The following is a 26,177-nucleotide window of genomic DNA, read 5'->3' as shown; positions in this document are numbered from 1 at the left end:
CAACGGGTGATCAACCCTGTGTTCCGTAACGTGTGCGCTTTATGGGTTGACGGTCAGGCCGGTGGCAGTCGTGGTCAGCGATACAATGTTGCAACCGCCGCTCAGAGCCTGGTTAGCAGCAGTGAGGGTGTGAGTGGTTGGGTTCCAGTCCACGTTGATGGTGGAAATACCGCAATCAGTAGCTGGAATGATGAGGGTCTTTTTGATGGTGTACCCCACGTTATCCACCTTGCCCTTCTTGCCATCAGTGTCCGGCAATGCGGTCAGTACCCAACCTGGTGCCGGAATGCTTTTGAGCGTAGGCAGAGCACACAGGCCACCACCGGTCAGCGCTGCGTTAGTGATAGTGGCAATACCGCCGGTGACAGTACCGCTGAAGGTAATGCCGCAGGTCACGCTGCCGCCGAATGAAGACGGTGACTGCACCACGATGGAACCTGCGGTAGTGGTGAAAGGACCTTCAGGGCTGATCGAAGCGGCACTCGCCAGGGAAGCAGCACCCATGCAAACAGTCAAAGCAGTCAACGACACGAGGGTTTTCAAGCTTTTCATTGTTTTTCCTCACATGTTATGGCGAAGTCATTTCGCCAGGGGTAATGGCCATGATCGAGAGGTCACGGAGAAACTGCAGAACTTCCCTTTCCAGCCAAATTTCAATTCAATTACCGCAACAACATCCGACGGTTATTCAACAACTTTGAAGTTCGGCGGCATCTTGATCGACACCGTCTTGATCTTGCAGTCTTCGCCAATCGGCACATTGGCGGCTTCCAACTTGCCGGTGGCGTTGTCCCACGTGCCGTCGGCGGTCGAAGGGCCGCACTTACCGCCCAGGCCGAATGCATGAACATCGACGCTGATCTTCGACATGGAACCGCTCTTGGTGTCTTTGGCCACTAAGATCCATGGCAAGTTGATGGCTTCGACCCGACTGCACTTGAGGCCGCCGTCGAACTCCACTTTGTCGACGTTGACCGATGAACCATCCGCCGCGACCTTGCCAGCCACCTTGATGGTGCAATCGGCGCTGATCAACGCACCTTTGGAGAAACTGATGGGACCCTGTGCCGTAAAGGCGCTACCGGCCGGCTCGATGCGTGCAGCCTGGGCCTGGTGATAGGCGATCAGGCCCAGCGCAGCCAATACGATGTGGGTGGTGAACTTGGCAGGAGCTTGCATGGTGTACGTCCTTCCCTTTAATTATTTTTGTTCGGGTCAAACAACTTTCTTGCAACTGTTCTGGAAAACGTCGGGCGATAGAGGCCTGCGCGGCACGCAGGCCCCGAGTATGCAAACAAGGTGTTACTTGAACTTAGAACGGTTTGGCGCTGTTGCTGTACTTCTCCAGGTACTTCAACCGTTGTGAAGGTTGAAGATTGGTCAGGCTGATATCCCCGGCGTAATGATTGAGCACACGATGGTCCATGCGCCGGCGCCACAAGTACGGCACATACGCCCAGACAATCATGCTTGCGTAACCATAGGGAAGTTGCGGCGATTCATCGAAATGGCGCAACGACTGATAACTACGGGTCGGGTTGGCATGGTGATCAGAGTGACGCTGAAGTTGGAAGAGAAAGATGTTGGTGACAATACGATTGCTGTTCCACGAATGCCGTGGCGAGCAACGCTCATAACGGCCGTTGGGCAACTTCTGGCGTTTAAGCCCGTAGTGCTCGACGTAATTCACCACTTCCAGCAGCGAGAAGCCGTAGATGCCCTGGATAATCAGGAACGGGATCACTGCCGCGCCGAGCCAGGCGATCATCGCGCCCCACAACACTACGCTGTACATCCACGCGCTGAGCACACCGTTCTGCCAATGCCACGCTGGCAGGCCGAGCTTGCGCAGCCGTTCGCGCTCCAGGTTCCACGCCGAGCGGGCACTGAACCACACCGAGCGTGGCAGGAACGCCCAGAAGCTCTCCCCCAGGCGCGAACTGGCCGGGTCTTCCGGTGTGGCGACGCGCACGTGATGCCCACGGTTGTGTTCGGTGTAGAAGTGCCCGTAGCAGGTCGGAGCCAGGGTGACCTTGGCCAGGAACACTTCCAGTGCATTGGGCTTGTGCCCCAGTTCATGGGCCGTGTTGATTGCAATACCGGTGGCGGCGCCGGTGGACATGGCCATGCCCAGGTAAGTGAACCAGCTCGGTTCGCCATGCAACTGAATGCGGGCGGTGATGTAGCTGGCGGTGTGGGACAGCCAACTGGACGGCTCCAGGTTGGCGGCAGCCTGCAACAGGCCGCCCCGGATGATCCAGTCGATACCGCCAGCGGCGAGCCAGCCAGTGATCACCACCGAGGAGATGACAAACAGCACGCCGGTGTAGACGATCCAGCGGTAGTAACGCTGGGATTCAAGGTGAGTAACGGCGGATTCGGGTGGGTTGCTCACGTCTTCACCGAGCAAGCCATCGATCAGTGGGATCAAGCCGAAGATCACCAGTACACCGACCCACCAGAGTTGCTGGATACCGGTGGCGATCGCCAGGGCACCGGAGAGCAAGGGCGTGGCCAGTGGCATGATGCCCAGCCACCACAGGTGACGCTTGCCATCGGTCCATACGCTTGGCGCTGCCAAAGTCTGGTTCATGGCAGCCTCCGTGGCAGGGTGGCCGAAAACAGGTTCAGGGAGCGCTGAATGCTCCGGGAAATCAACCATGCGATAAAAGACGTTTTTTTCATTTTTATTCGCTCTTAGGCATTTCAAAAATCATTTCAAAATAAACATTGAAATATTTTTTTAAATAAATAGCGCGGAATCGTTAGGTCGTCAACTACTTTTTCGAGGCCTTTTTTACGTGACTGGGCAGTCTCTTTTTCAGCCGTTTGGTCAGGTCTCTAGGGCAAGCATTTGCGACGCGCCAACCCGCAGTGAGGGCCACGATTATTTGTTCGCCAAGGCAAAGGGTGGATGCAGGATCGCGGCGCTTTCCGGCGGCCGCACACGCTTGGCCAACTGCTGCACCGCCTCCACCACCCGTGCGGTAGCGGTGATCGGCAGCATATGTCCACGCCCTTCCACCACCTGCAGCTTCAGGCCCGGGACCTTGTCGGCCAGGGCCTGGCCGTGTTTGCGAAAGTCCAGGACCTTATCCCGCGCGCCATAGATCAGGCTGATGGGCAGCGTCAGTTGCGGGTAGCGCTTGACCATGTCAGGCAGGTGGTCGTTGACCAACGCAATCTCGCTGGACGCGGCGTAGAAATTGTCGGGGCGCATGCCCAGCAGCCCGCCGCCGCGAGTGGCGAAATCCTCCGGGGCCGTGTCGGGGGCGAACACGCCCTTGACCACCGAGCGGCGCGTCAGCAGGCCCATGGGCACGGTCAGCGTGTAGGACACCCATCGCCGCAGCCAGGCCGGTCGCACCGCCAGTGACCAGAACACCAGTGGCAACGTGGGTTGTGGATGGGTCAGTGGTGCCACCAGCACCAGCCCCGATACCGCGTGGGGATGGTCAAGGGCCAGCGCCAGGGAAATTGCGCCGCCGAGGGAATGCCCCAGCACCAGGGGTTTATCCAGGCCCAGCGTATTGATGAACGCCGCCACTTGCCGCGCCTGGGCCGGCAGGTCCGCGGCGCTGCCTTTATGGCGCATGGAATAGCCCGACCCCGGGCGGTCGAGGGTGATGACGCGAAAGTGCTCGCGCAATTGCCCGGACAACGCGTAGGTCAGGTTGCGACTGCTGCCCATCAGCCCGTGAATCATCACCAGCGGCGGGCCCTTGCCTTCCTCGCAATAATGAAAGCGCTCGCCGTTGACCTCCACGAAACGCCCGTTGATCGGAACAGCGGCCTCGATACGCCGCGTCATCCACGTGCTGAAGCCCCACAAAACCGCGCTCGCGCCTATGAAAACAGCCGCAGCGATAACCCATTCACCAGCCATAGCTCGGTCCTCTGCATCCCTGCTGCTGACGACCCGACCGGAATTGATCGAGCCTCAGCCATCGTCCACACCCTGGACCTGAACGTCGTGCCTGTCCGTCGGACAAGTCGCACATGAGGAGCCTGGGACTAGCGTAGGCGATATTTTCAGGTAGATTATTTAAAATTTTTTTAAAATAAGTAATTCAATTTTTCTTTGCAATGGTGTTCTATCTAAAAGACAAAACAAGAAAGGAGCACACCCGATGCCCACGAAGGACTGCCTATGAATGCCCAGAGTGATTCAATCGACATTGCCATCATCGGCTCCGGCTTCGCCGGCCTGTGCATGGCAATCAAGCTCAAGGAAGCCGGGTTCACCGACTTCTTTATCGCCGAGCAGGCCGACACCCTCGGCGGCACCTGGCGGGATAACCATTACCCCGGCTGCGCCTGCGATGTGCAGTCCCACGTGTATTCGTTTTCCTTTGCGCCCAACCCGAACTGGACGCGGCAGTTCGCGCCGCAAGCGGAGATCCGTGCGTACCTGGAGCAGTGCGCCACGCGCTTCGAATTGGCGCCGTACCTGCGTTTCGGCATGGGCCTCGAGCAGGCGGTGTACGACGAGCACCAGCAACGCTGGCAGTTGCGCTTCAGCGATGGCCGCCAGGTCAGTGCGCGGGTGCTGGTGTCGGGCATGGGCGGCCTGTCGCGCCCGGCGCTGCCGGACATTGCGGGTCTCGACAGTTTCAAGGGCAAGCGCTTTCATTCCCAACAGTGGGACCACGACTATTCCTTGAAGGGCAAACGCGTCGCGGTGATCGGCACCGGCGCCAGCGCCATTCAGTTTGTGCCGCAGATCGCGCCACAGGTGGCTCACCTGGATCTGTTCCAGCGCACCCCACCGTGGATCATGCCCAAGCCCGACCGGGCGATTTCCCCCATCGAGCGCTGGCTGTTCCAGCACCTGCCCTTCACCCAGCGCCTGGTGCGCAGCGCTTTTTACTGGGCGCTGGAAGGCCGCGTGATCGGCTTTGCCCTGCACCCACGCCTGATGAACATCGTGCAGAAAATCGCCCTGCGCCACCTGCACAGACAAGTGGCCCGTCCTTCCCTGCGCAAGACCCTGACCCCGGACTACACCCTCGGCTGCAAGCGCGTGCTGATTTCCAATGACTATTACCCCGCGTTGTCGCGCAGCAATGTCGACGTGGTCACCGAACGCGTGCTGCGCATCGAAGCTGACGGCGTGATCACCGCCGACGGCATCAAGCACCCGGCGGACTGCCTGATCTTCGGCACCGGCTTCCAGGCCACCGATCCCCTGCCCCGCGAACGCATCATCGGGCGCGGCGGTGTCGACCTGATGGACACCTGGCAGGATGGCGCCCACGCCTACAAGGGCACCACGGTGCCCGGCTATCCCAACCTGTTCCTGATCGTCGGGCCCAATACCGGCCTGGGGCATAACTCGATGATCCTGATGATCGAAGCCCAGGTGACTTATATCGTCGACGCGCTCCAGCAAATGCAACGGCATCGCATCGCCACGGTGGACGTCAAACCCGGCGTGGAAAGCGCCTACAACCAGCAACTGCAAGCCAAACTCAAACGCACCATCTGGAATACCGGCGGTTGCCAAAGCTGGTACCTCGACCCACGTACCGGCAAGAACACCACCCTGTGGCCCGGCTCGACCTGGCGCTTCAAGCAGGTCACGCGGCAGTTTGCGCTCAAGGACTATGTGGCCGACCTGCTGCCGGTCAACGCGCCCGGCCGCCCTGCGCCGGCGCCCCACTCCACCCCGGAGGGCAGCCTGTCATGAAGTCATTCAACGGCCGCGTGGCGGCGATTACCGGCGCGGCATCCGGCATGGGCCGCGCCCTGGGATTGGCCCTGGCGCGTGACGGTTGCCACCTGGCGCTGGCGGACAAAAACAGCCAGGGGCTGGACCAGACCCTGGCGCTGATCAAGACCTCGACGCTGGCACCTGTGTTGATCACCACCCAGGTACTGGATGTGTCCGACCGCCAGGCCATGGAAGAGTGGGCCGCGCGCTGCGTAGCCGATCACGGCCAGGTCAACCTGGTGTTCAACAATGCCGGAGTAGCCCTGTCGAGCACCGTGGAAGGCGTGGACTACGCCGACCTGGAGTGGATCGTCGGCATCAACTTCTGGGGCGTGGTCCACGGCACCAAGGCCTTCCTGCCCTACCTGAAAGCCAGCGGCGATGGCCATGTGATCAACACCTCAAGCGTGTTCGGCCTGTTCGCCCAACCGGGCATGAGCGGCTACAACGCGACCAAGTTTGCGGTGCGCGGCTTTACCGAATCCCTGCGCCAGGAATTGGACATGCAACGCTGTGGCGTATCGGCCACCTGCGTGCACCCTGGCGGCATTCGCACCGACATCTGCCGCAGCAGCCGTATCGACGCGAACATGACCGGTTTCCTCATCCACAGCGAACAGCAGGCGCGCGCCGACTTCGAAAAACTGTTCATTACCGACGCCGACCAGGCCGCCAAGGTGATCCTGCAAGGCGTGCGCAAAAACAAACGTCGCGTACTCATCGGCCGTGACGCGTATTTCCTCGACCTGCTCGCCCGCTGCCTGCCGGCGGCCTATCAAGCCCTGGTGGTGTTCGCCAGCAGGCGCATGGCCCCCAAGCCACGCACGCCGGTGTTTGAAACCAACGACGAGACTCGTCTCTGAACAGGAGCACGCACTATGTTGCCGATCCGCCGTGACATCCGCTTTGCCCTGCCACCCGAACGCATCAAGAACTGGCACGAACAGGGTCCGTTCATCACGCATTTCTTCAATGCGCTGTCGCTGCTGTTTCCCCAGGGCGAGCTGTTTTTCATGGACAGCGTGCGCCACTACCGTCAGCACATCGACGACCCGGCGCTGAAGAAAGAGATCCAGGGTTTCATCGGCCAGGAAGCCATGCACAGCCGCGAGCACGTGGCCTACAACGACCTGTTGCAAGCTGCAGGGCTGCCCGCACACACCCTCGACCGTCGGCTGAAGTTCATCCTCGACCTGCAGAAAAAACACCTGCCAGCGTCCTTCAACCTGGCGGTGACCATCGCGCTTGAGCATTACACGGCGATGCTGGCAGAAATCCTGTTGAGCGACCCGTCGCGCTTCGGCGACTCACTCAAGGGCTACCAGCAGATGTGGTATTGGCACGCCCTGGAGGAAACCGAACACAAGGCGGTGGCCTTCGACGTGTGGAACTGCGTGATCAAGCCCGGCCCCAAGCGCTACTTACTGCGCACCGGGACCATGCTGACCACGACGGTGTTCTTCTGGCTGGTGGTGTTCGACTTTCACCTGCGCCTGCTGATTGCCGACCGCAAGTCGGGTGGGCACTTGAGAGGCTTCTGGCGCATGTTGAAGTTTCTGTATGGACCGAAGGGTGTTTTCCCACGGATGCTGGTGCCTTGGCTGCACTACTTCAAACCCGGCTTTCACCCCTGGGATCATGACAACCGTGCGCGCCTGGCCGGTATCGACGGGCTGATCGAGGAGATCGAACAGACTCGGCGCGGTTACTAGGCCTGCGCCAGCGCTTCACGCTCACGCACAAAGCCTTGCAACTGATCACCCGGCAGCGCCTTGCTGAAATACCAGCCCTGGATAATCAGATCGGCGCCAGTACTCAGGAAGGCCAACTGCTCGGCAGTCTCCACGCCTTCCACCACCACGCCCAGGTTCAGCGCCTCACAGAAGCGCAGCATGCCGGTCATGACCTGGGCGCCCTTGGGGTCGTGCTGGGCCACCACGAAGCTGCGGTCGATCTTGATAAAGTCGACCGGGAACTGGTGCAGGTAGCTCAAGGCCGAGAACCCGGTGCCGAAGTCGTCGATGTAGACCTTGGCGCCGATGGCTTGCAACTTCCGGATGGCCTGGCGCGTGACCTGGATGTCACTCACCAGCGCGTCTTCAGTGATTTCCACCGAGACCTGCCCGTGGGCCTGGGCGAGGATCTCCACCAGGCGTTCACCATAGGCGGCGTCGGTCAGGGTCGCGCTGGAAATATTGATGGTCATCGGCAAACTGAAGCCGAGCTTTTGCCATTTCTGGTACTGGCGAACCGCCTGGGACGCCACCCACACATCCACATCCGGCATCAACCGCGCCTGGGCCAGCCACTGCAGGAACTCCCAGGGCGAATGCACCTTGCCCTCGGCATCACGGGCGCGCATCAGCGCTTCACACCCGGTGCACAAGCCCGTGCGGGCCGAGACTTGCGGCTGGAATTCGAGGTAGAACTCATAGTCGCTGATCTGCTGGATGCGGCTCAGTTCAGTCGCCTGGCGCGCCAGGGTCTTGTGGGAGGCAAGCACCGGGTCCAGCTCGCGCAGCCGGCCCTTTTCTTCAAGGCCACGGAAGGTCATGTCCAGGGACTTGAGGTACACCGTGCCGCCTTCGGCGGCCTGACGATGAATCGCACGCACGTACGGCGCATACACCAGGGTGCCCAGGCCCAGCAGCGCCACTTGCAGCACCACCGCGACCAGGTCGCCCTGGGTACTGAGGTAGGCATTGAGCAGCACCGGCGCCGTGAACGGGACGCTGGCTACCGCCGGCGACACCCATCCCATCTGCACCACCGTCAACGCCACCATGGTGTTCAACGCGGGGACGATCAGAAACGGTATGAACAACCGTGGGTTGAGGATGATCGGCAGACCGAACAACAGCACTTCACTGACGTTGAACAGCGAAAGCGGCAAACTCGCCACGGCCAACAGGCGCATGGACTGGCTCTTGGAAAACAGCAGGATCGCCAGCAACAGGCACAACGCACCGCCCGAACCACCGATAAACGCAAAGCTGCCCAACAGGCCGCTGTTCAACACGTACTTGATCGGCTCGCCCGCCGCCAATGCAGTGCTGTTCAGCACCACGGCCTGGTCCAGTACGTCGAACAGCGGTTGCATGGCGTACACACCGTGGATCCCGAAAAACCACAGCAGCGAATTCATCAGGGTCACAAACAGGCCGCTGCCGTAGGGCGACGCCAGGGCGTCGAGCACCTGAGGCCCCTGGAGCTGCACCACATACGGAATCTGGAGCAGCAAGGACAGCACCACCACCAACGCCAGGGCGGTGATGGCGCCCGGCACCACCATATTGATGGTACCGCGCAGGTTGTGTCCCACCAGGTCTTCGTTGACCAGTCGGGTCCAGCGATAACGGTGCAGCCAGGCAATTGCCGGCACATTCAGCAGCGGCGACGCAATGGCGATAAACAGTAAGAAGGTAGCCGAAGCCCGGGGGTAGTCGCGCAGGATAAACGTCGCCACTACCACGTGTGCCAGGCACAGGAACGCCACGGGCAGTTGGGGAAGTCGATGCTGGATCGCCAGCATGTAGCCAATCGAAGCGGCGACCAGCAGCGGGATCACCGAGCTGATCTGGTTGTGCAGGCCAGCCAGGAACGCCACTACCTGCGGGTCGAAGCCCAGTACCCGGGCACATTCGGACAGGATCAGAAAACCCGCTGACACCAGCAGGCATGGCAGGATCCACAACAACCCTTCACGAATCGCTCGCAGCGACTCCGTGCTGGCCAACGCGGCCAGACGTTGAGTGAAAAAAAGCTTGAACAGCGTTTGCGCCATGACCCATCCCTCTGCCCATCGCCCACGGTCCCTGGAAGGCAGGGCCGTAAACACTGGCTAACGCTACACGTCCTGGCACGATGAGCGAAAGTCCTTTGCCATCCATCCTGGTGAATTTTGCGCATCGGCTGACAGACATTTCTCAGGTTTTTCCAAATAGTTGAATGTTTCGACTGGGGGCACTCGCCGAATCTGCTTCAATGAGGGCTGTCCGAATGTCACCCTGACCTTTATTGGGAGCAAGCCCTTGTCACAACCCGGTGATAACCACCAGCTCGCGCTGGACAGATTCCTCCACGAACATCCCGATGTCGCCACCGAACTCAATAGCCTCAACCCACTGGCCGCCCAGGCCAAGGGCGAAACCCTGGCGCAATACCGCGCCGAGCGCCTGCATGAAGCCTTTGAAGCAGAAGCCGAGCGCCAGGGCCTGTTTGCCTGGGAGCTGACCCTCAAACTCACCGCTGACTCTTGCGAAGCCTTCGAAGCCCAGCGCCTCGAGGTGCACAAGGAAGTGGCGCAGATGGCTGGCCTGAGCTGGGACGAATACCGCCAGCTGCATGACCTGGCCGGTTGACGCACTAGCCCTGGAACCAGCGACGTCGCTTGCACCCCAGCGCTTCGCGCAGTTCGGTGACGCTGACCGTTCGCTGCTCGGGGTCCATCGCCAACGCTGAACGCAATGCAGGCCAGCATTGCCTGGGCAGTTGCCTCGGCCTTGGCAACGGCTGATTGCGTTGGCGCTCGGCGGGGCGCCGCCCTTCGGCGAGTTCATAGAGCACACACGCCGCGCCGTACAGGTCGGCCCTGGTCGACAGAAGCCCTCCGGCCATCAACTCCGGCGCCGCATAGGCAGGCGTCCAGGCATTCAAGCGGCTGCGGTCCAGGGCTGGCAATCCAGGCCGTGTCTGCACCTCGGTGTGCGCCAGGCCAAAATCGAACAAACGCACCCCCTGCTCCCCCACCATGATATTTGCCGGTTTCACATCACCATGCAGGACGCCTTGCCGATGGGTGTAGGCCAGCGCGTCCAGCAATTGCAGGGCAATGGGTTGCAGGGCCTGCCACGGCAGGCCCTGCGGGCACTCGGGGAGCACGCGGTCCAGGGTCAGGCCAGGCATCACTTCCATGGTGAAGAATGCCACCTGCCGGACCGTGTCGACCTCGAAAGCAAACGCGCGTACCACGTGGTCATGGCGCAGGCTGCGGGTCAGGGAGAACTCGCTGTACAGCAATAGATGCGCATCGGCGGATGCGCAAAGGGTCTCGCCCAACAGTTTCACGGCTACGCAACAGTCCGGCTCACCAACTGCTTCATGCAGCAGGTCGCGGGCGCGATAGACCACGCCCATGCCGCCTGTGCCGAGGATTCGCTCAAGCTGATAACGCCCTGCCAGCAGTTTCGGCGGCCCCGCCGCTGCGTTCATCGCTGGACCACCACGGCGGTAAGGTCATCCAGCGCCGCCCCCCGCAACACGTCGCTGAACAACCGTTCCACCACCCGACGCGGCGTACCGGCACTCATTGCGGTCCCCAGGTCGCGGTGGCTGAGCCCTTGGTACAGGCCATCGCTGCACAGTAAAAACACGTCGCCGGGCTGAGTGCCAAACTCCAGTATCTCAAGGCACAGTGGCTGTCGGGCACCAATGGCACGGGTCAAGGCCCTGGCGTCTGGATGAGCCCGCGCCCGTTCCCGGCTCAGTTGCTGTTTATCCATCAGTTGCTGCTGCAAGGAGTGATCGCGCGACAGCTGGTACAAACACCGACCGCGCCAGAGGTAGCATCGGCTGTCCCCTGCCCAGATACAGGCTGCACGCCCCTGTTCGAGCAGCAGCACAACCACCGTACTGCCCACGATGCCGGTCAGGTCATCGGTAGGTTGCAAGCGGCTGTCGAGGCCGCGCAGGCAGCGGCGGACGGCGTCGATGCGTTGATCGAAGCCGCCGAGGCCTGGCAGTGCGGCAAGACTGCTGACCACCCGCTGACTGGCGACGTTCCCGGCCTGATGGCCACCCATGCCGTCAGCGACCGCCCAACAGCCGCGTTGCGGGCAATCGAGCAAGGCATCCTCGTTGCGCTCGCGCCCCTTGCCTTGCGCAGTGCGCCCGGCACTTTGCCAAGGATGTGCCGGGCTCATAATTGCTCCGGCAGACGGAAGGTGCGCCATGTCGCCATCTGGAAGGGGCTGGGGTTCCGTTGGCTGGTGAGCAGGTAATTGGCACGCAGGCCGGCCAGCTCGGCCTTGAGTATCTGCGCGTCCCTGCCGTTCGCTGGCTCGCTTTGCATCAGGTCGAACAACCGGAACAGCGACCAGGCACCACGGTCTTTTTCGATGCCCAATGGTCGTTCCGCACCACGCTCCAGTACCAGGCTGCTGCGACCGTTGCCTGCCTCGTTCGGCCAATCGAAAGCCATTGGCACGATCGGGCCGTGACGATACTCCAATTGCTGACCGCCCACTTGCAGCGTCGCCCGGCTGACGGCCTGGTCCAGGCTGTAGGGCGCCAGCGTGAAGCGGACCGACCAATCGCCCTGGTCCTCACTGAAAAAACCCTGCCGAATGGTCTGGGCCCTGGTCAGTTGGTCCAGCAACGAACGCGACATCGGCAGGCTGCGCCCCTCCAAGGCACGCAAGCGATAGCGGTTACCCTCGACGCTGACGAACGACCGCAAGTAGCCGTCATAAAAACGCTCCAGGGTCCCCCGCGGCTTGAAGAATGCATGGAAATCACCCAGGGCGATATCGCTGCCGGCATGGGCATTGAACGGGTACCGGTGCTGGATCGCCTTCACATAAAAGCCATGGACTTCGCTCTGGTAACGCTGATTCACGTACCCATAGGCGTCATCCAGCAGATGACGCCAGCTTTGCTCGGCAATCCCCTCGAACCAGGCCCTGAGCGGCTGCGGCAAACGCGCCGCCGCATCACGCAGGTTGCCCAATAACGGCTGCTGCCCATCCATCCGTTGCCTGGCGATCTTGAAGGCTGCCTGTTCCGGCGAACTGTCGCGGTTCAGTGTCGACAATTGCACGTGCAGCTCATCGAGCAAGCGCAATGCCTGCGTCAACTCGCCGCCGGGGTTCTGCTCTTCATCAAGCAACTGGTGCAAGGGCTCGAAGCGGCGCTGCAACGCACGTCGGGCGCTATCAGGCAGCACTTGGCGCGGTAATGCCGTGTCGATCACGCTGGATGCCGTCGCTCCCCATTCGCCGAGCGGCTGATGCGTCGGCATCAGCCGCGTGTTTTCACGTACCTGCTGCACTATCTGCAGCAACGCCGATTGAGCGGAGGTAAGGCTCGCGAGCTGTTCCGCACCCTGTCTCAGGTTGTCACTTTCCAGCAGCCTGACTCGCCCCAAAGCGTCACTCCAGGCATCGGCGTATTCACTGAAATAGCGCTGCTCCAGCGCCAGCATCAGCTTGCGCAGTTCCATGACGCTCAGTTCGGTGGCTTCCCCTAACACCCAGTTATCCTGGGCAATGGCGTTGACCAACCGGGGCCCCTGGGTTTCGAAAAACTGCAGGTATTTCTTGCTGTAGAAACCCGGGATGGCTGGCTCAGTCCGGGAGAACGCCGGACCTTCGGGCAGGCGGTAAGGCTCCAGGTTTCGCGCCTGGTCCCGCAACGCCCGGTAGACCACGTCAGCCAGTGACTCACCGCGCAATGCCAGGCGAGCCTGGGCGACCAACTCATCGTTCAACGGCGTCAGGAACCCTTGCTCGAGGAGCCGTACGACGTGTTCACCCAAGCGCTTATGCACTGAAAGGTCGCCAACGTACCCGACCGCCCATTGGGCATCCACATGCTCTGCCAGCCAGGCCTTATCACGCCGCTCTGGCAGGTTGAGCATCAGGTAGGCGCGCAAGTTGTCCAGCAGCCGCTCACGGTTTCCCAGGCTGGCGCGCACCTGCTCTTCGAGCCGGGTGGTCACATAGGGCAGCAACTGCTGATGCAAGGTTTGCTCATAGGCGCGCCTCAGCACTGGACGACTCACTTCTCCCTGATACAAACCGGCCCGATCAACCCATCGCGCTTCTGCCACTGGTGGGAATACCTGCGTCGCAGCCCAGCGACTGTCCAACAACGCCAGCAACGCCAGGTCCGCGTCCGGGATAGAGGACGTGGGCTTGCTCAACGTCAGCAGTTGAACCAGCCGCTGATCGTTGAACGAGTAACTGTGTATCCATAAGGCCCCCGCCGCGGCGATGAGGACTGATGCAGCCAGGGCCGACAAACCGTGGCGTTGACGTATGCGCCGTCGCTCCGGGGTCTGCAGCCCGGCGAGATCCGCCTCAGCAACAATCACTCGATTGAACAGGCCCAGGACGAACCGGGGACGAACATCGTCGGTCTTCCCACAGGTCAGGTAGAACCCTCGCAAACCCTTGATACGCTGATGGCGGTGAGCGGAAAACGCTGTCTCGATAAACAGGCACAGGTTATCGCCGAGGCGCGCGACCTGCTGAGGAAGGTCCAGCATCAGGCCCCGTCGCTCAAGGCTGCGTTCCTGATGCAGGCGCGGGATCAGCTCAGCGCCCAGGCGTTGCAACAGCGCCTCGAATGCATCGCGTACCTCGGCGAGATCCATCTCGGCCGCGCCTGCGCCCAGATGTCCGCCCAGTACATCTTCGCTGCTGTCGCCCTGTTGCGCATCGAAGAACTCCACAAACCCGGCCAGCCGATCAGCCTGGGTCAACACCAGGTACACCGGCACATCCACATGCAGTGTCTGCTGGATATCCTGCAAGCGGGTACGAACGTGGCGCGCGTGGAGTTGCAGGTCGTGTTCATTGCTACGCAAAAGCGTATCGACGGACAGCGTCACCACCACGCCATTGAGCGGCCTTGTCCTGCGCCACGATTTAAGCTGGCCGAGCAATGTCGACCAGCCCGCCCCATCTACCGAAGGCTCGGGTTGGTCCAGATAACGGCTCGCCATTTCGACCATCACGGCGTCATCGGCAAAGTACCAGTCACAGTAGGCGGCAGTGCCCGCAAGCGCTGCTTCGGCCCGGTGCTGTAGCGGCTGTAGCCCGCAGGCGCCCAGCAAGGCAGTCTTGCCACTGCCCCGCTCGCCAATCAACAGGTACCAGGGCAGCTCATTGCGCCAACGTTCGCTGTGCTCGCCATATTGGCGGGAAGTCTTCAACCTCTGCAGGGCCTCTTTGAAGCGCCCCCGCACGTGCCTGACTTCGTCGCTGATCAACCCCAGCCGCTGATGACGTTCAGGGTGTGCAGGCGATTCCGGTCGAACGGTGCGGCGTGCCCCCACGCCTGCCATCGCGAGTCCCCATAGCAACAACAGCCCACTGATGGTCAGCAATCGGGCGGTCGGGCTTTGCCAGAAACGGTAGTCATCCACCGCCAGCAAAGGCCCTGCAAACCACACCAACAACGTCATGGAGAGCACCAGCAACAGGCTCCAGGCCCAACTTTTGCGCAGCAGCGTGCCCGCGCCCTTGAAGAATGCGTTCATACATTGCTCCCAGCGTTACAAGGGCGTCCGAGACGGACCCGGCACCGAAGATTGAAAGGGTTGAAGCGCCGTCATGCGTTCCTGCCCCAGCATCCAGGCAAACCCTGAATACATCACGAGCAAACACGCGAGTACGCAGAGGGCCACCGAGGTGATGGAGACAAGGCGTATTGGCGCCCGAGATGCCCTGCCCGTTTCTGGCAAAGCGCATACCGGCAGCCGATCACCTCGCACATGCCTGATCTGGCGGTACACCGCATCGTGCAGGGTTTCAAGCTCAACCCTTCCCCGCTCCATGACGCGATATCTACCTTCGAACCCCAGCGACAGGCATACGTACATAAGCTCCAGCATGGCCACATGCTTGACGGGGTCGCGGGACAAACGCTCCAGCAGTTGGAAGAACTTTTCACCGCCGAAGGTTTCATTGTGGAACCGGCTCAACAGGCTGGTCTTCGACCAGTCGCTGCGACTGCCCCAGGATGTGGTGACCACGGCTTCATCAATCACACTGCACAGCACATAACGCGCTGACATCACCTGACTGCTCTGCGCCCCCTGGTGCAACGCACGTGTCTCAAACGCGTTGATTCCCGATGAAAGCTGGTCATTGAGCGCCTGCAGGCTTTCCCGACCGGGACCGGCCTTGAGCTGGACAACCTGCAGCAAGAGCTCCCAGGCCGCGGCCAACAGGATGTTGGGCCCCATGTTGAAGCGTGGTGCGCCCTGCAGATGGGCGCTATAGATCATGCGGTCTTCCAGTTGCTCGATGCGTGGCGGCGACGGGCAGTCCGTGACCGCCCCCCTCACCGGGCCCCGACCTTCACGGTCAAGCAGCACGGTTTTTTCGTCCTGCGGGTATTCACTGTCCCTAGTCATGGTGTTCAGTTCCTGATAGCCCAGAAGTCGAGTTCCAGCTCGGCGAACTCGCCGCTGGCGTGGAAGGCGAAGCCACCTGATTGCTCCAACTGCGCAATGTCACGGGGACTGAGTTCGAGCATGAAATAGGTCTTGCCGGCGTGAAACGGGATCTGCCGCGGCGCTACCGGCAACGGTGTGACCTTGATGCCCGCGAGGTGCAGGTTCACCAGCTCACGGATGCGTTCCACCGGGCCGATCTTGAGATGCGCCGGCAGGCGATGGCGCAACTCCTCCGAGTCGCACTGGGCGGTAGCCGCCAAAATGAACGTGGCCGCGCCCAGTAATTTGAGATCGCTCACCGGGCAGACCAGCACCCCGTACTGGCGCTGTTGCAACGTCAGTTCGATGGCATGTTGCTCCAGTACCAGCGACAGCACTGTGCGAAGACCTTCCATCAGGCCGCGAAAGCTTGTCCCTTGATCACCATGCTGGTAATGCGGCACCCATTGCGCACGTTTGTTGTCGGTGGCGAACGTCGACAGCTCACCCAGAATCGCCAGCAACTCCCGATACAACGCCTCCGGGCGGACCTGGGCCTGGCTCAGGTAATGACGCAAGATCAGCTCCGCACGATTGATCAATTGCAGCATCAGGAAATCGCCGACCTGCGCCCCCGCAGACGCGCCGCTGCCCTGAATACGCGCGGCAATCGCATCGCCACGGGTCGCCAGCAGGCTGATCACCTCCTTGACGCATGACGACACGTACCCCGACCCCTGGAGATGGATGAACGTCGGCACAAAATCTTCATCCAGCCTTACACCTCCTTCCTGGGTCGAATCCTGGACCTGTGCAACCTGGAGTTTCACGTAGAAGGGATCACTGGGCTGCTCCCCCAGCAGCAGGCGCAGATCAGGACGTGCACAGTGGACCTGACAGCGGGAATCGACACCGGCATTGGAGTCGCCGATCTCCGTTTCACAGGCCACATAGCGCGCCAGGACATCGCCTTGCTCCTTCCTGCGCACTTCAACCTGATTGTCAGTCGCCAGCGGCAAGGCGAGGTACACCGCTTGCCTGCCGGCATTGGCAGGTACCTGCAGCACCAGGGGCTCCATTGCGCCGCTCAGCTCGAACAGACTGCCGTCCGGCAACACACCGCTGGCCTGGTTGACCACGACCTTGCCGAGGTTGAGGTATTGCACATCGACGTCCAGGGTCAGGAACCCCCAGGCGTCACTGCTCAACAGGCGTGTGCGGTTGAGTTGGCGATGGTAGTAGCGATCATTGTGCTGCAGGTGCTGGGGCCTCAGCAGCATGCCTTCTTGCCAGATAACGTTATGAATCTGCATTTCATTCCCTCGCTTCGTCGGTTTGAGGCGTTGCCATCCGGACACCGGTCTGGTCCAGCACCATTGCGGCGCGGGTCAGTTGACCTGGGGCCACGGGCAACACCAGCCGCCATTGCACATGGGGCAAGTCGCGATAGGCCGCCAGTACACCGACATAGCGGCTTCGTGGCTGGACGCTGAGCTTGAGCGCCAGCTGTTGGCCGGGACGCAGCTCCAATTCCTCGCGGCTGACCCAATCCTTGGGCAGAGTCTGCTCGGCGCGGTCGTACAGGCTGAAGAAGTCGGCGTTTTCAAAGGCCACGGGGTGCTGCAGCTCAAGCAGATGCACCACCACGGGCGAGGGACGGCCGTGCAGATCGGGGTTGACCCCTTCGCTGGCCGTCAACGCGAGGTCCAGCTTGGTGAGGGTAGAAAAAGGGGACAGGGTGCTGCAGCCGGCCAGCAGGCCCAGCGCTAGCAGCGTTGACGTAACAGCGATTCGAGACATGCACATCATCCTGGGTACCTGGCATGCAGGATGGAGACAAGGCGCACCTGATCCTCGTAGGCTTTGGAAAAGTCATTGCGCAAAAACTGCTCACCCAAGGGTTGCTCATCTGTCAGCCGTCGATAGTGACGTTGGTACGCTCGCCAATGGACACCGTCAGTGAAAAACCTGGGGGGTTTGCCCTCGCGCTCGAAACAAAGCAGCAACGGGCCGGGTGCAAAGGCGGCCAATGCAGCGCGTACGGCAGATCGGCAGGCGACGACCAGGGCCAACTGATGAACTTGCAAGTCACGACAGGCCTGGGCAATGGCTTGCCCGGCAGAAAGTTGGCCCGGCTCGTCGGCGCCCAGCAGCGATATCATGGCCGCCTGGCCGTCGATGCAATCGTTCAACGGGTTGCGGGGATTGAGTGCTGGTACAGCCAACGCTCCGTTGATCTCACGGTTCAGCTCATCACGGGTTCTCAGGTTTTGTTGCAAACCTTCGATGGTTTGTCTGAACAAACCTGCCACCTTGATCGCCAGGGCTTCGCGCTCAGGCGCATCGAGCGTGTCCATCTGCATGCCCAATGCTTGCGCGAACGGCGACCAGAAGGTTTCCGAGGCAACAGGTGCAGCCGTCAGGGGCTCAGAAGACTGGACTTCCCTGACCGGTTCGGCCCACGTCGGTACAACCAAATGATCGCGATCCACGGTCCCCTGGCAAAGCGACGAGAGCGGTGCTGGCGTGGATCTATCCAAGGCGTCCAGCTCTGCTGATGACTCTTCATGCCGTTGCTGGCGATCCAGTGCGTAGACCGGGTCAAGCCCCAGGAACGCATCGTCTGGAATCGTGTCATCCGGGACAAACGGCTGCCGAGCATGCACTACCAGGCGGGCACGGATGTCCAGTGCCCCCAGTTGATACACGTCACCGTCACCGATGGGCCGTGCCTGCCCCTTGCACAAGCGCTCCATGCTGCCCGACACCCCGATACCGTTGCTGCTGATGTCGGTCAGGAAGTAGCGACCTTCTCGATAACTGACCAAGCCGTGGTGGCTGGAAATCAGGCGATCGGCGTCAGGAATGACCCAGTCACAGCCGGAGCCACGGCCAATCACACCGCCGAGACCATCAAATGTCTTGCAAGCCGGCGGCGCGCCGCCCGCGGTAGTACAGACCTCAAGCACCAGTTGCATCGTCGCGTTCCCCTGCTCACTGCCCACGACGGGTCGCCTGGGGATCACCCAAAGGACGGTAGTCGGCATCATCAAAGACATAGTTGGCGTTACAGCCGCTCAATAAACACAACGCAAGCACCACGGCCTGCCACGGATGAAAAGGCATCAGGTATCTCCCATGAAAATAAGGTACGCACACATCCCCTTCAGCACTTCTCAAGGGCCTCACCCACCGGGATCTTCAGACGCGCCAGACGGTAGAGCAGCGTGCGGCGTGCGACGCCCAGTTCACGTGCCGTACGGGTACGGTTGCCACGGTTCTTGTGCAAGCAATCGATCAGGAATACCCGCTCTACCCGCTCCAGACGTTGGCGCAACGTCGCATCGACGGACGCATTGACAGGCGGTGCAGGCAAGGACAGGTGCGTCGGAAGGATCACGCCGTCATCACAGAGCAGCACCGCACGCTCCACCAGGCACTTGAGCTCGCGGACATTACCGGGAAAGGCGTGACTCGAGAGTTGATCCAGGGCGGCACTGGACCATCCCACCGGTACACGCCCAAGCGCGCTGGATGCCCTGTGTGCAAATTCCCGCGCCAACAGCAGTACATCGCCGTCGCGATCACGCAGGGGCGGCAGCTCGATGGGAAACTGCGCGAGCCGGTAGTAAAGGTCCTCGCGAAAACGACCTTCGGCGACCATCGCGGCAAGGTCTCGGTGAGTTGCGGCAATGATGCGTACATCGACCTTGTGAGCCGCACTGGCCCCCAACGGGCGGACTTCGCCTTCTTGCAGAACCCGTAGCAACTTGGCCTGCAGCGACAGAGGCATATCGCCAATTTCGTCCAACAGCAGCGTACCTTCGTGAGCCGCGTCAAACAGGCCGGTGTGATTGCGCTCAGCCCCCGTGAATGCACCTTTGCGGTAGCCAAACAATTCACTTTCCAGCAGCCCTTCGGGAAACGCCGCGCAGTTTTGCACCACGAACGCTTTGTTCTTGCGTGGCCCCGCTGAATGGATCGCCCGAGCCACTACCTCCTTCCCGGTGCCGGTCTCGCCACGCAGCAAAACGGTATAAGGGGTATTCAAGACCTTACCGATCAAGCGATACGTTTCATCCATGGCCGTGCTGCTGCCGATCAACCCGAACAGTGCACGCGGGACCGGGCTGCATTCATTGTGCTGAGTGACGCCTCCTGCGGGACGGCCACACCGCAGCAAAGCCAGTTGCATCAGGGTAAAACTGCCCAGATGACTCAAGGATGCGGTGTGGCCCTGCAGGTTTTTCGGGTGCTGGCTGGCACACAGCAGCACGCCATTGATGGCCTTGCCTCGGTCGAACAGCGGCACGCATGACAACGCTCGCCAAGGCGCCACCATCGCCGGCAGGAACCCGCACTCGTACACGCTGCCAGCCAGATCTTCCAGGCTTAGGGCAGTTTGCTCGCCAAGCACATAGTGCAATACCTGCTCATGTTGAAAGTCCTGGCTGCAGGCCGGGTCGCCAGGGCTGAACACACCCGGCAAATGCTGGGCAATCAGCTCAAGCCGGCCGGTAGCCTCGTTGCGCCAGTACAATTGGCTGAGCTCACACTGGCTCAGTTGCGCCGCCGCCGCGACACACAGCCCTGGTAACGTCGTTTCATCGCCATCAATGCCCAGGCGGATGAACCAGCCGAGCAGCGCCTCGGCGCAGGCCTGAGGATGGGGTATCTGGGTGAGCCGGTTATCTCTCATTGGCCGAACTCACAAACTGGGGAGCCATCACTTGCAAGGCGAGCATGCACCTGTGCCAGGGGTTCGCCTTGAGCCATGGTCTCCAGCAGCCGATCCACCACCAGCGGCAGCAAGTGACGTTCGATCCATTGATCGATGTACCGAGCACCGCTGTCCACGTGGGTACAACGCTCGACCATATGTTCAACCAGCTCTGGCGTATAGCTGAATGCCAGCTTGCGCAGCAGCAACCGCTGCCCCATGCGTTCCAGCTTGAGCCTCACCAGGTCGTGCAGAATCTCACCCGTGACCGGGTAATACGGGACTACGCGCATGCGGGCCAGTAACGCGGGCTTGAAGTGGTCACGCAGCAGCGGCCGGATTGCTTCTTCCAGCACGTGTGCATCAGGTCGCTGGCGGCCTGCGCATAAGTGACCGATGCATTCACTGCCCAGGTTGGACGTCATCAGGATCAGCGTGTTGCGAAAGTCGACCTCCCGGCCTTCCCCATCATTGGCCAGGCCCTTGTCGAAAATCTGATAGAACAGGTTCAACACTTCCGGGTCGGCCTTCTCGACCTCATCGAGCAGCACGACCGAATACGGGCGTCGGCGCACGGCTTCTGTCAGCATGCCGCCCTCGCCAAAGCCGACATAACCGGGTGGTGCGCCAATCAATCGAGACAGCGAGTGCTTCTCCTGGAACTCCGACATGTTGAGGATCGTGACAAAACGCTGTCCGCCATACAGCAGGTCGCCCAGGGCCAGCGCAGTCTCCGTCTTGCCCACACCACTCGGGCCTACCAGCAGGAAGACGCCTACGGGGGCGTCGGCCTTGTTGAGCCCAGCGGCAACAGCACGCAAGTTGCGGTCCAGGGCCTGCACTGCCTGCTCCTGTCCGAGAACGCGCAAGCGCAATGAATCGGCAAGCCCCAGTATCCGTTCACTGTGTGCGAATGCCAGTTGTTCAACCGGAATACCCGTCCAGGCACTGATGACCTGGGCCACCAGGCGCGGGCACACCTGCTGAGCCGTTTCTTGCTGCTCAAGCCAGTGTTGCTCCAGACGCAAGCGCTCGCAATCCGCCGCGTCCATGCGCAGTCGCACGTCGTGCAAGACCTGTTCATCCACAGCAAACCCTGCGTCCCTGTCACGACACAGTGCCTGAAGCTGCCGCGTACCTTCCGCCTGTTCGGCGCATAGGCGTTGCAATGCCTCCGGCGCCGTCTCGCGACTGGCACGCAAGCGGGCGCAGGCGGTATCCAGCACATCCACCGCCTTGTCGGGCAATTGCCGACCGGCCAGGTAACGGGCGCTCATCTGCGCTGCCACGACGACTGCATCGTCGCGCACGTAAACACCGTGGCTGCGCTCATACACCGGAACCAATCCGCGCAGTATCGAAATCGCCTGCTCGACACTGGGCTCACCGACCTGGACAGGTTGGAAACGCCGAGCCAACGCTGGATCCTTTTCGAAGTATTTCTTGTATTCCGCCCAGGTGGTGGCGGCGATGGTCCGTAGCTCGCCACGCGCCAGGGCCGGCTTGAGCAGGTTGGCGGCGTCGGATGCGCCCGCCTGGGCGCCCGCTCCTACCAGCGTATGCGCCTCATCGATAAACAGAATCACCGGATGTGCCGAGGCATTCACCTCATCGATCACACCCTTGAGGCGCCGTTCGAACTCGCCCTTGATACTGGCACCGGCCTGGAGCAGGCCCATGTCCAGGGTCAGCACCCGGACATCCTTGAGAGGGCCAGGCACCTGCGCACTGGCGACACGCAGCGCGAGGCCTTCGACAACGGCGGTCTTGCCGACCCCGGCTTCGCCGACAAGAATGGGATTGTTCTTGCGGCGACGCATGAGTATGTCGATCAACTGGCTGATTTCAGCATCGCGACACAGCACAGGGTCGATACGCCCTTCATGGGCCTGGCGTGTCAGGTCGTGGGTGAAGCGCTCCAGCAATGACTCGCCTTTCGGCACAGCATCGGCTTCAGGCGCCTGACTCAACACGAAACCTTGCACACGCTGCGCATCCAGTCGGTTCAGAAAAGCCTGATAGGCACTGCCAGCGTGTTGCAGCGGATGGCGCAACAGCGCCAGCAACAGCGCACCATGATCGACTTCGGTCTGTCGCAGCTCCAGGTGGGCAACCATCAAGGCCTGTTGCAGCCATTGCACCAGCGCCTGGGCAAACACTGGATTTCGCGAAGCACTCGCCTCCCCCCTGGGTTGCAGAACGGCGTGCAGTGCTCCGGCATCGATACCCGCATCCGCCAGTGCCCTTGCCAGAAGGCCGTCGTGGTAATCCAGCAGGGTCAACAGCAGGTCCTCCACCAGCACTTCCCTGCCACCGCGCATGACACAGCGTTCGGCCGAGCGCTCCAGGTCTCGACGAGCCTGGGAGGTCAACGTCCGGATAAGTTGTTGCAGGTCCACATTCATCATGATGATTCATCCCTATGAGCGTTGCTCGGCACAACGACCACTCCGTCGGCGCATTCATGTGCCAGCCAACTGGTCCATCCGAGGCGGCAGACGTTGTGTACGCCAATGTGCAGCGGTCTGATCTCTTCCTTTGCCAGTACCAGGCGCAGGTCATATTCCAAGGGATCCCGAGCCGTCAGTCGCACCAATGAACACAGCAGCGGGTAGTTCGTACCCGTGGGCAGAAACCCGTGGAACTGGTGCCAGCGCAGGCCTTGCAGATGCACCCTGAACTTGCCGCTGCGGTCGGCGACCTGGCTCCCCAATACCTGGTCATGCCCGAGCACGCTGTTCGCGACGCCGAGCCTGTTTCGCTGGGAGTCGGCGACGACAACCCTGCGCTGCACCCATTGTTCGATGAACAAACGGTTGTGCTTGAAGTAGTAGCGCAGCACGGTCTCAATCGAGGCTGCCGAATGCGCCCGCAGGCTGAGCAACCCCAGGTAGGGCAACAGGCGCTTGCAATTCAATTGCGCAGCACTGCGAATCTGCCGCCCCCTCAACCCGATCAACGCAAACATCTGCTCGGAAAACGCATCACGTGCGCCTGCCTGGAAGCACGCTCGATACCGGTATTTGCGCCAGATCGGCAGCATCAGGCGTTGCAACCGATGGTGAAACACATCGAGGAAGTCTCGGGTAACGTTGCCACCCGCCCCATCGGCACACGCCTGCTCGCCATAAAACGCAGGCAATGGCGACCCCGTACCACACAAGCCCAACACGTTGAGGCGCAAACGCGCACGCAACTGCCCGTGCTCGACAAAAAACGCCACCCGGTCAATATCGTGGCCGGGAAAACCCAAACCCGGGTTGGCGTGAAACTCCAACTGGTCGTACAGCGCGTCGTCATCCAGCAGCGGATGGGCATCGCGCAGGCGCTTGATCACTTGCAAGACCGCCTGGAACAGCGAGTACTCGCGGATAACCCGGGACAGTTGCGTCAAAGCAGGGGCTGCTGCCCCATCCGTGGTGGCCATAGGTACACGTCTCCTTGTGTGCTGATGACTCTCAGTTCGTGGTAGGCATTGAGGCTGGCGTAGAGCGCAAAGAATTCGTTGAGCACCGACGCAAACAGGAACACTTCGCCCTGCCCCAGAAACCCCTGGGGATCGATGGTCAGATCGATTCGTACGCCGCGAAACGGCAACCCAAGGTGCAATCGGTCGACGGTTGCATGGCTGACAGCGCGCATTGCACCCAACCGTCTCTCGCTGGCCTTCTGTGCTTGTCGGTCGTGATAACGCGGCAAGTCATAGGTTTCGAGGATCACCTTCAAGGCATTGATGTCGCTCAACGACAGGTAGTTGAGCGAGAGGTTGCTGATAAGCCTCCAGAGAAAGTCCTGGTCCAGTGGTGGCGAGAAACTTGCGGTCGGCGCGCAGATATTGCGGAACGACAACCCTTGCGGCGTCTGCTCGCAAGCCTGGTTGATATCGCCTATCTGCAACTGGCGTGGCAGATTGTGATTGGTGCACGTCAACTCGATCGACAGGGTCTGTTGGTCCGACTCCAGCCCACCGCCAAACCCAAGCCAGGTGTCGAGCCCGGCATGCTGTGCCGATGGCCGTTGGCGAATGCTGTAGCTCGGAGGGCTCGCCGAAAGGTCGCCATCGCCATCATGTTCGAACGATTCGAAGGGGACGTAGGCCTGATACCCAAGCCCTCCGGGCTGCCAACCCGTGACGCTGTCCACGGAAAATACACTGGCGTTCTCTCGTGAATACTCACCGGGGATCAGCAGATACTCATCCTGCTTGCCGTCCAGGCGAATAGGCACCGCGTCATGTTTGAACAGGTTGACGATGGGTGTGCAGTACAGCTTCACGTTATCCAGGGTCGGCTGTCGGGATTCACGCCATGAACGGCGTAATTCGAAGCGCAACACCATGCCACGCACCTGTTTGAGCACCTCATCGGGCAGCCGACGCAGTACGCCCAACCCCACCACATCGACAAACAGATACTTGTCAGGAAAGGCAAAATACTCTTGCAGATGGCGATAACCGCGAAAGGTATTCGACGGATATGGAATCAACGCCTGTTCCTCGCTGAATCCCACCGGCCGCAGCTGATCGGCTTCCAGCCGCAGCGATATGGCCTGGCCGTCGGCCCCGCTCAGCGGCCGGCCATCGAGGCCGAAGGGCTGCAACTCGATGCCCCCAAGATGACGCAACAAGTTCAGGTACAGCGCCTGGCTGATGTAGCGATCGCCCGTCAGGTGCAGGCGCAACTGATCCAAGGTCCACTCACTCAAATTACCTTCGGCGCTCATCTCCAGACGCAGGCTCAACATTCCCCGCTCTGCCTGGGCGCTGTACTCCAGCGCGCTCAGTTGCAGCGGTAGAACCTGCGTGGCGTAACAGGTGCGAAAGCGGCATCGCTCGTCATTGATTGCGGCGCTTTCGATCGGTGTATCCCGCGCCACCCACACACCCGCGCCGGAATGCTTCAACGGATCAAACTGCAGGATGCTGAACGAAGGCATCGGGCGCATGTAGTTGGGCCAGAGCAGATGCATCAACGAATGCGTCAGCTCCGGAAGCTCGTCGTCCAGTTTCTGGCGCAAGCGGCCGGTGAGAAAGGCAAAGCCTTCCAGCAACCGCTCGACATCCGGGTCCTGGCCGGACTCGGCAAGAAAGGGGGCAAGCGCCGGATTGCGTTCGGAGAACCGCCGCCCGAGCTGCCGTAACGCACTGAGCTCGCTTTGATAATAACGGTTAAAGGACATCCGGCAGGACCTCTACCCGGCCGGCGTCACCTAGCCGTGCAGTAAACACCACAGGCCGCCGGGTCCCATTGACCACCAGCGTGGCCTCGATAGCAAACGCCAGGGCCAACGGGTCCAGATCCCGTGGCAACGGCGTGACCCGCACATGCTTCAAGCGCGGCTCGTAGGCGCGGATAAACCGCTCGATCAACAGACGTGACTGACTCAATGATTCATGCAGGCTCTGATTCATGTCATTGAGGTCGGGCAAGCCGTAGTCCGGCAGTGTCTGCACACTGCCCGCGCGGATGCTGAGCATCTTGCCCAGATGAGTGGCGACAGCTGTCACACCGCAGACAGGTTTAGCCGCTGGACGTTCGAGCCGGTCAAAAAGGCTTTGGTGGTGGGGCATTCCCTGGTCTCTG

22 protein-coding genes are annotated in these 26,177 nt (G+C 61.0%); 4 read left to right on the top strand and 18 right to left on the bottom strand.

The annotated features are described in order from the left end of the window. Positions 1 to 39 precede the first annotated feature (39 nt). The 4 genes from praB to BM70_RS0123915 form a co-directional block, all read right to left on the bottom strand. A complete protein-coding gene (gene praB / locus BM70_RS0123930) occupies positions 40 to 552 on the bottom strand; it encodes an alkane oxidation protein activator PraB (RefSeq protein ID WP_025858385.1) in 513 nt (170 codons plus the stop codon). Between the two features lie 132 nt (positions 553 to 684). Beyond that, positions 685 to 1,179: an alkane oxidation protein activator PraA gene (gene praA / locus BM70_RS0123925; protein ID WP_016980194.1), complete on the bottom strand. Its 495-nt coding sequence runs from the start codon at positions 1,177 to 1,179 to the stop codon at positions 685 to 687. 133 nt (positions 1,180 to 1,312) lie between these two features. Further along, positions 1,313 to 2,593, bottom strand: a complete 1,281-nt coding sequence (locus tag BM70_RS0123920) for an alkane 1-monooxygenase (RefSeq protein ID WP_025858384.1) — start codon at positions 2,591 to 2,593, stop codon at positions 1,313 to 1,315. A gap of 294 nt (positions 2,594 to 2,887) precedes the next feature. Next, on the bottom strand, positions 2,888 to 3,886 hold the full coding sequence (locus BM70_RS0123915; RefSeq protein WP_025858383.1) for an alpha/beta fold hydrolase: 999 nt from the start codon (positions 3,884 to 3,886) through the stop codon (positions 2,888 to 2,890). A 264-nt stretch (positions 3,887 to 4,150) separates the two neighbouring features. Here BM70_RS0123915 and BM70_RS0123910 point away from each other — a divergent pair, with 264 nt between their 5' ends. Genes BM70_RS0123910 through BM70_RS0123900 form a run of 3 tightly spaced genes read left to right on the top strand, consistent with a single transcriptional unit; the run spans position 4,151 to position 7,425 of the window. Next, positions 4,151 to 5,689: an NAD(P)/FAD-dependent oxidoreductase gene (locus BM70_RS0123910; protein WP_025858382.1), complete on the top strand. Its 1,539-nt coding sequence runs from the start codon at positions 4,151 to 4,153 to the stop codon at positions 5,687 to 5,689. Beyond that, a complete protein-coding gene (locus BM70_RS0123905) occupies positions 5,686 to 6,576 on the top strand; it encodes an SDR family oxidoreductase (RefSeq protein WP_025858381.1) in 891 nt (296 codons plus the stop codon). The genes BM70_RS0123910 and BM70_RS0123905 overlap by 4 nt, the downstream gene beginning before the upstream one ends. A 15-nt stretch (positions 6,577 to 6,591) precedes the next feature. Continuing rightward, entirely contained in the window at positions 6,592 to 7,425 is an 834-nt protein-coding gene (locus BM70_RS0123900; protein ID WP_025858380.1) for a metal-dependent hydrolase, read from the top strand. Here the strand turns inward: BM70_RS0123900 and BM70_RS0123895 are convergent. Beyond that, entirely contained in the window at positions 7,422 to 9,497 is a 2,076-nt protein-coding gene (locus BM70_RS0123895) for a PTS sugar transporter subunit IIC/EAL domain-containing protein (protein WP_025858379.1), read from the bottom strand. The two genes, BM70_RS0123900 and BM70_RS0123895, sit on opposite strands and share 4 nt — an antisense overlap. Positions 9,498 to 9,744: 247 nt before the next feature. Here BM70_RS0123895 and BM70_RS0123890 point away from each other — a divergent pair, with 247 nt between their 5' ends. Further along, a complete protein-coding gene (locus BM70_RS0123890; RefSeq protein ID WP_025858378.1) occupies positions 9,745 to 10,074 on the top strand; it encodes a DUF6388 family protein in 330 nt (109 codons plus the stop codon). Positions 10,075 to 10,078: 4 nt separating this feature from the next. Here the strand turns inward: BM70_RS0123890 and BM70_RS0123885 are convergent, their stop codons facing one another. Genes BM70_RS0123885 through tssE form a run of 13 tightly spaced genes read right to left on the bottom strand, consistent with a single transcriptional unit; the run spans position 10,079 to position 26,164 of the window. Then, the gene (locus BM70_RS0123885) at positions 10,079 to 10,924 is read right to left on the bottom strand and encodes a serine/threonine-protein kinase (protein WP_025858377.1); all 846 of its coding nucleotides are present in this window, start codon (positions 10,922 to 10,924) and stop codon (positions 10,079 to 10,081) included. Further along, entirely contained in the window at positions 10,921 to 11,634 is a 714-nt protein-coding gene (locus tag BM70_RS0123880; protein ID WP_025858376.1) for a PP2C family serine/threonine-protein phosphatase, read from the bottom strand. Before BM70_RS0123880 ends, BM70_RS0123885 begins: the two co-directional genes overlap by 4 nt. Beyond that, positions 11,631 to 14,975, bottom strand: a complete 3,345-nt coding sequence (gene tssM / locus BM70_RS0123875; protein WP_025858375.1) for a type VI secretion system membrane subunit TssM — start codon at positions 14,973 to 14,975, stop codon at positions 11,631 to 11,633. Before tssM ends, BM70_RS0123880 begins: the two co-directional genes overlap by 4 nt. 15 nt (positions 14,976 to 14,990) lie before the next feature. Beyond that, entirely contained in the window at positions 14,991 to 15,854 is an 864-nt protein-coding gene (gene icmH, locus BM70_RS0123870; RefSeq protein WP_025858374.1) for a type IVB secretion system protein IcmH/DotU, read from the bottom strand. Positions 15,855 to 15,859: 5 nt separating this feature from the next. After that, positions 15,860 to 17,188, bottom strand: a complete 1,329-nt coding sequence (gene tssK / locus BM70_RS0123865) for a type VI secretion system baseplate subunit TssK (RefSeq protein ID WP_025858373.1) — start codon at positions 17,186 to 17,188, stop codon at positions 15,860 to 15,862. A gap of 1 nt (position 17,189) precedes the next feature. Next, on the bottom strand, positions 17,190 to 17,675 hold the full coding sequence (tssJ, locus tag BM70_RS0123860) for a type VI secretion system lipoprotein TssJ (RefSeq protein ID WP_025858372.1): 486 nt from the start codon (positions 17,673 to 17,675) through the stop codon (positions 17,190 to 17,192). Positions 17,676 to 17,680: 5 nt separating this feature from the next. Further along, positions 17,681 to 18,853: a type VI secretion system-associated FHA domain protein TagH gene (gene tagH / locus BM70_RS0123855; RefSeq protein ID WP_025858371.1), complete on the bottom strand. Its 1,173-nt coding sequence runs from the start codon at positions 18,851 to 18,853 to the stop codon at positions 17,681 to 17,683. A 16-nt stretch (positions 18,854 to 18,869) separates the two neighbouring features. Next, complete coding sequence (locus BM70_RS32660; protein WP_081782121.1) at positions 18,870 to 19,001, bottom strand: type VI secretion protein; 132 nt, start codon at positions 18,999 to 19,001, stop codon at positions 18,870 to 18,872. Between the two features lie 40 nt (positions 19,002 to 19,041). Then, positions 19,042 to 20,574 (bottom strand): sigma-54-dependent Fis family transcriptional regulator, encoded by a 1,533-nt coding sequence (locus BM70_RS0123850; protein ID WP_025858370.1) that lies wholly within the window; start codon positions 20,572 to 20,574, stop codon positions 19,042 to 19,044. Beyond that, positions 20,571 to 23,003 carry an AAA family ATPase gene (locus BM70_RS0123845; RefSeq protein ID WP_025858369.1) on the bottom strand — a complete coding sequence of 811 codons (2,433 nt, stop codon included), beginning with the start codon at positions 23,001 to 23,003 and terminating at the stop codon, positions 20,571 to 20,573. The genes BM70_RS0123850 and BM70_RS0123845 overlap by 4 nt, the downstream gene beginning before the upstream one ends. Then, positions 23,000 to 24,022 (bottom strand): type VI secretion system baseplate subunit TssG, encoded by a 1,023-nt coding sequence (gene tssG / locus BM70_RS0123840; RefSeq protein ID WP_025858368.1) that lies wholly within the window; start codon positions 24,020 to 24,022, stop codon positions 23,000 to 23,002. Before tssG ends, BM70_RS0123845 begins: the two co-directional genes overlap by 4 nt. Then, entirely contained in the window at positions 23,986 to 25,773 is a 1,788-nt protein-coding gene (tssF, locus tag BM70_RS0123835) for a type VI secretion system baseplate subunit TssF (protein ID WP_025858367.1), read from the bottom strand. Before tssF ends, tssG begins: the two co-directional genes overlap by 37 nt. Further along, positions 25,763 to 26,164 carry a type VI secretion system baseplate subunit TssE gene (gene tssE, locus BM70_RS0123830; protein WP_025858366.1) on the bottom strand — a complete coding sequence of 134 codons (402 nt, stop codon included), beginning with the start codon at positions 26,162 to 26,164 and terminating at the stop codon, positions 25,763 to 25,765. The genes tssF and tssE overlap by 11 nt, the downstream gene beginning before the upstream one ends. Between the last annotated feature and the right edge of the window lie 13 nt (positions 26,165 to 26,177).

Origin of the sequence: Pseudomonas sp. CHM02 (assembly GCF_000612585.1) — a bacterium.
GTDB lineage: Bacteria > Pseudomonadota > Gammaproteobacteria > Pseudomonadales > Pseudomonadaceae > Aquipseudomonas.
The sequence above is the reverse complement of the archived record's forward strand: the minus strand, read 5'-3'. Positions and strand labels throughout refer to the sequence as shown.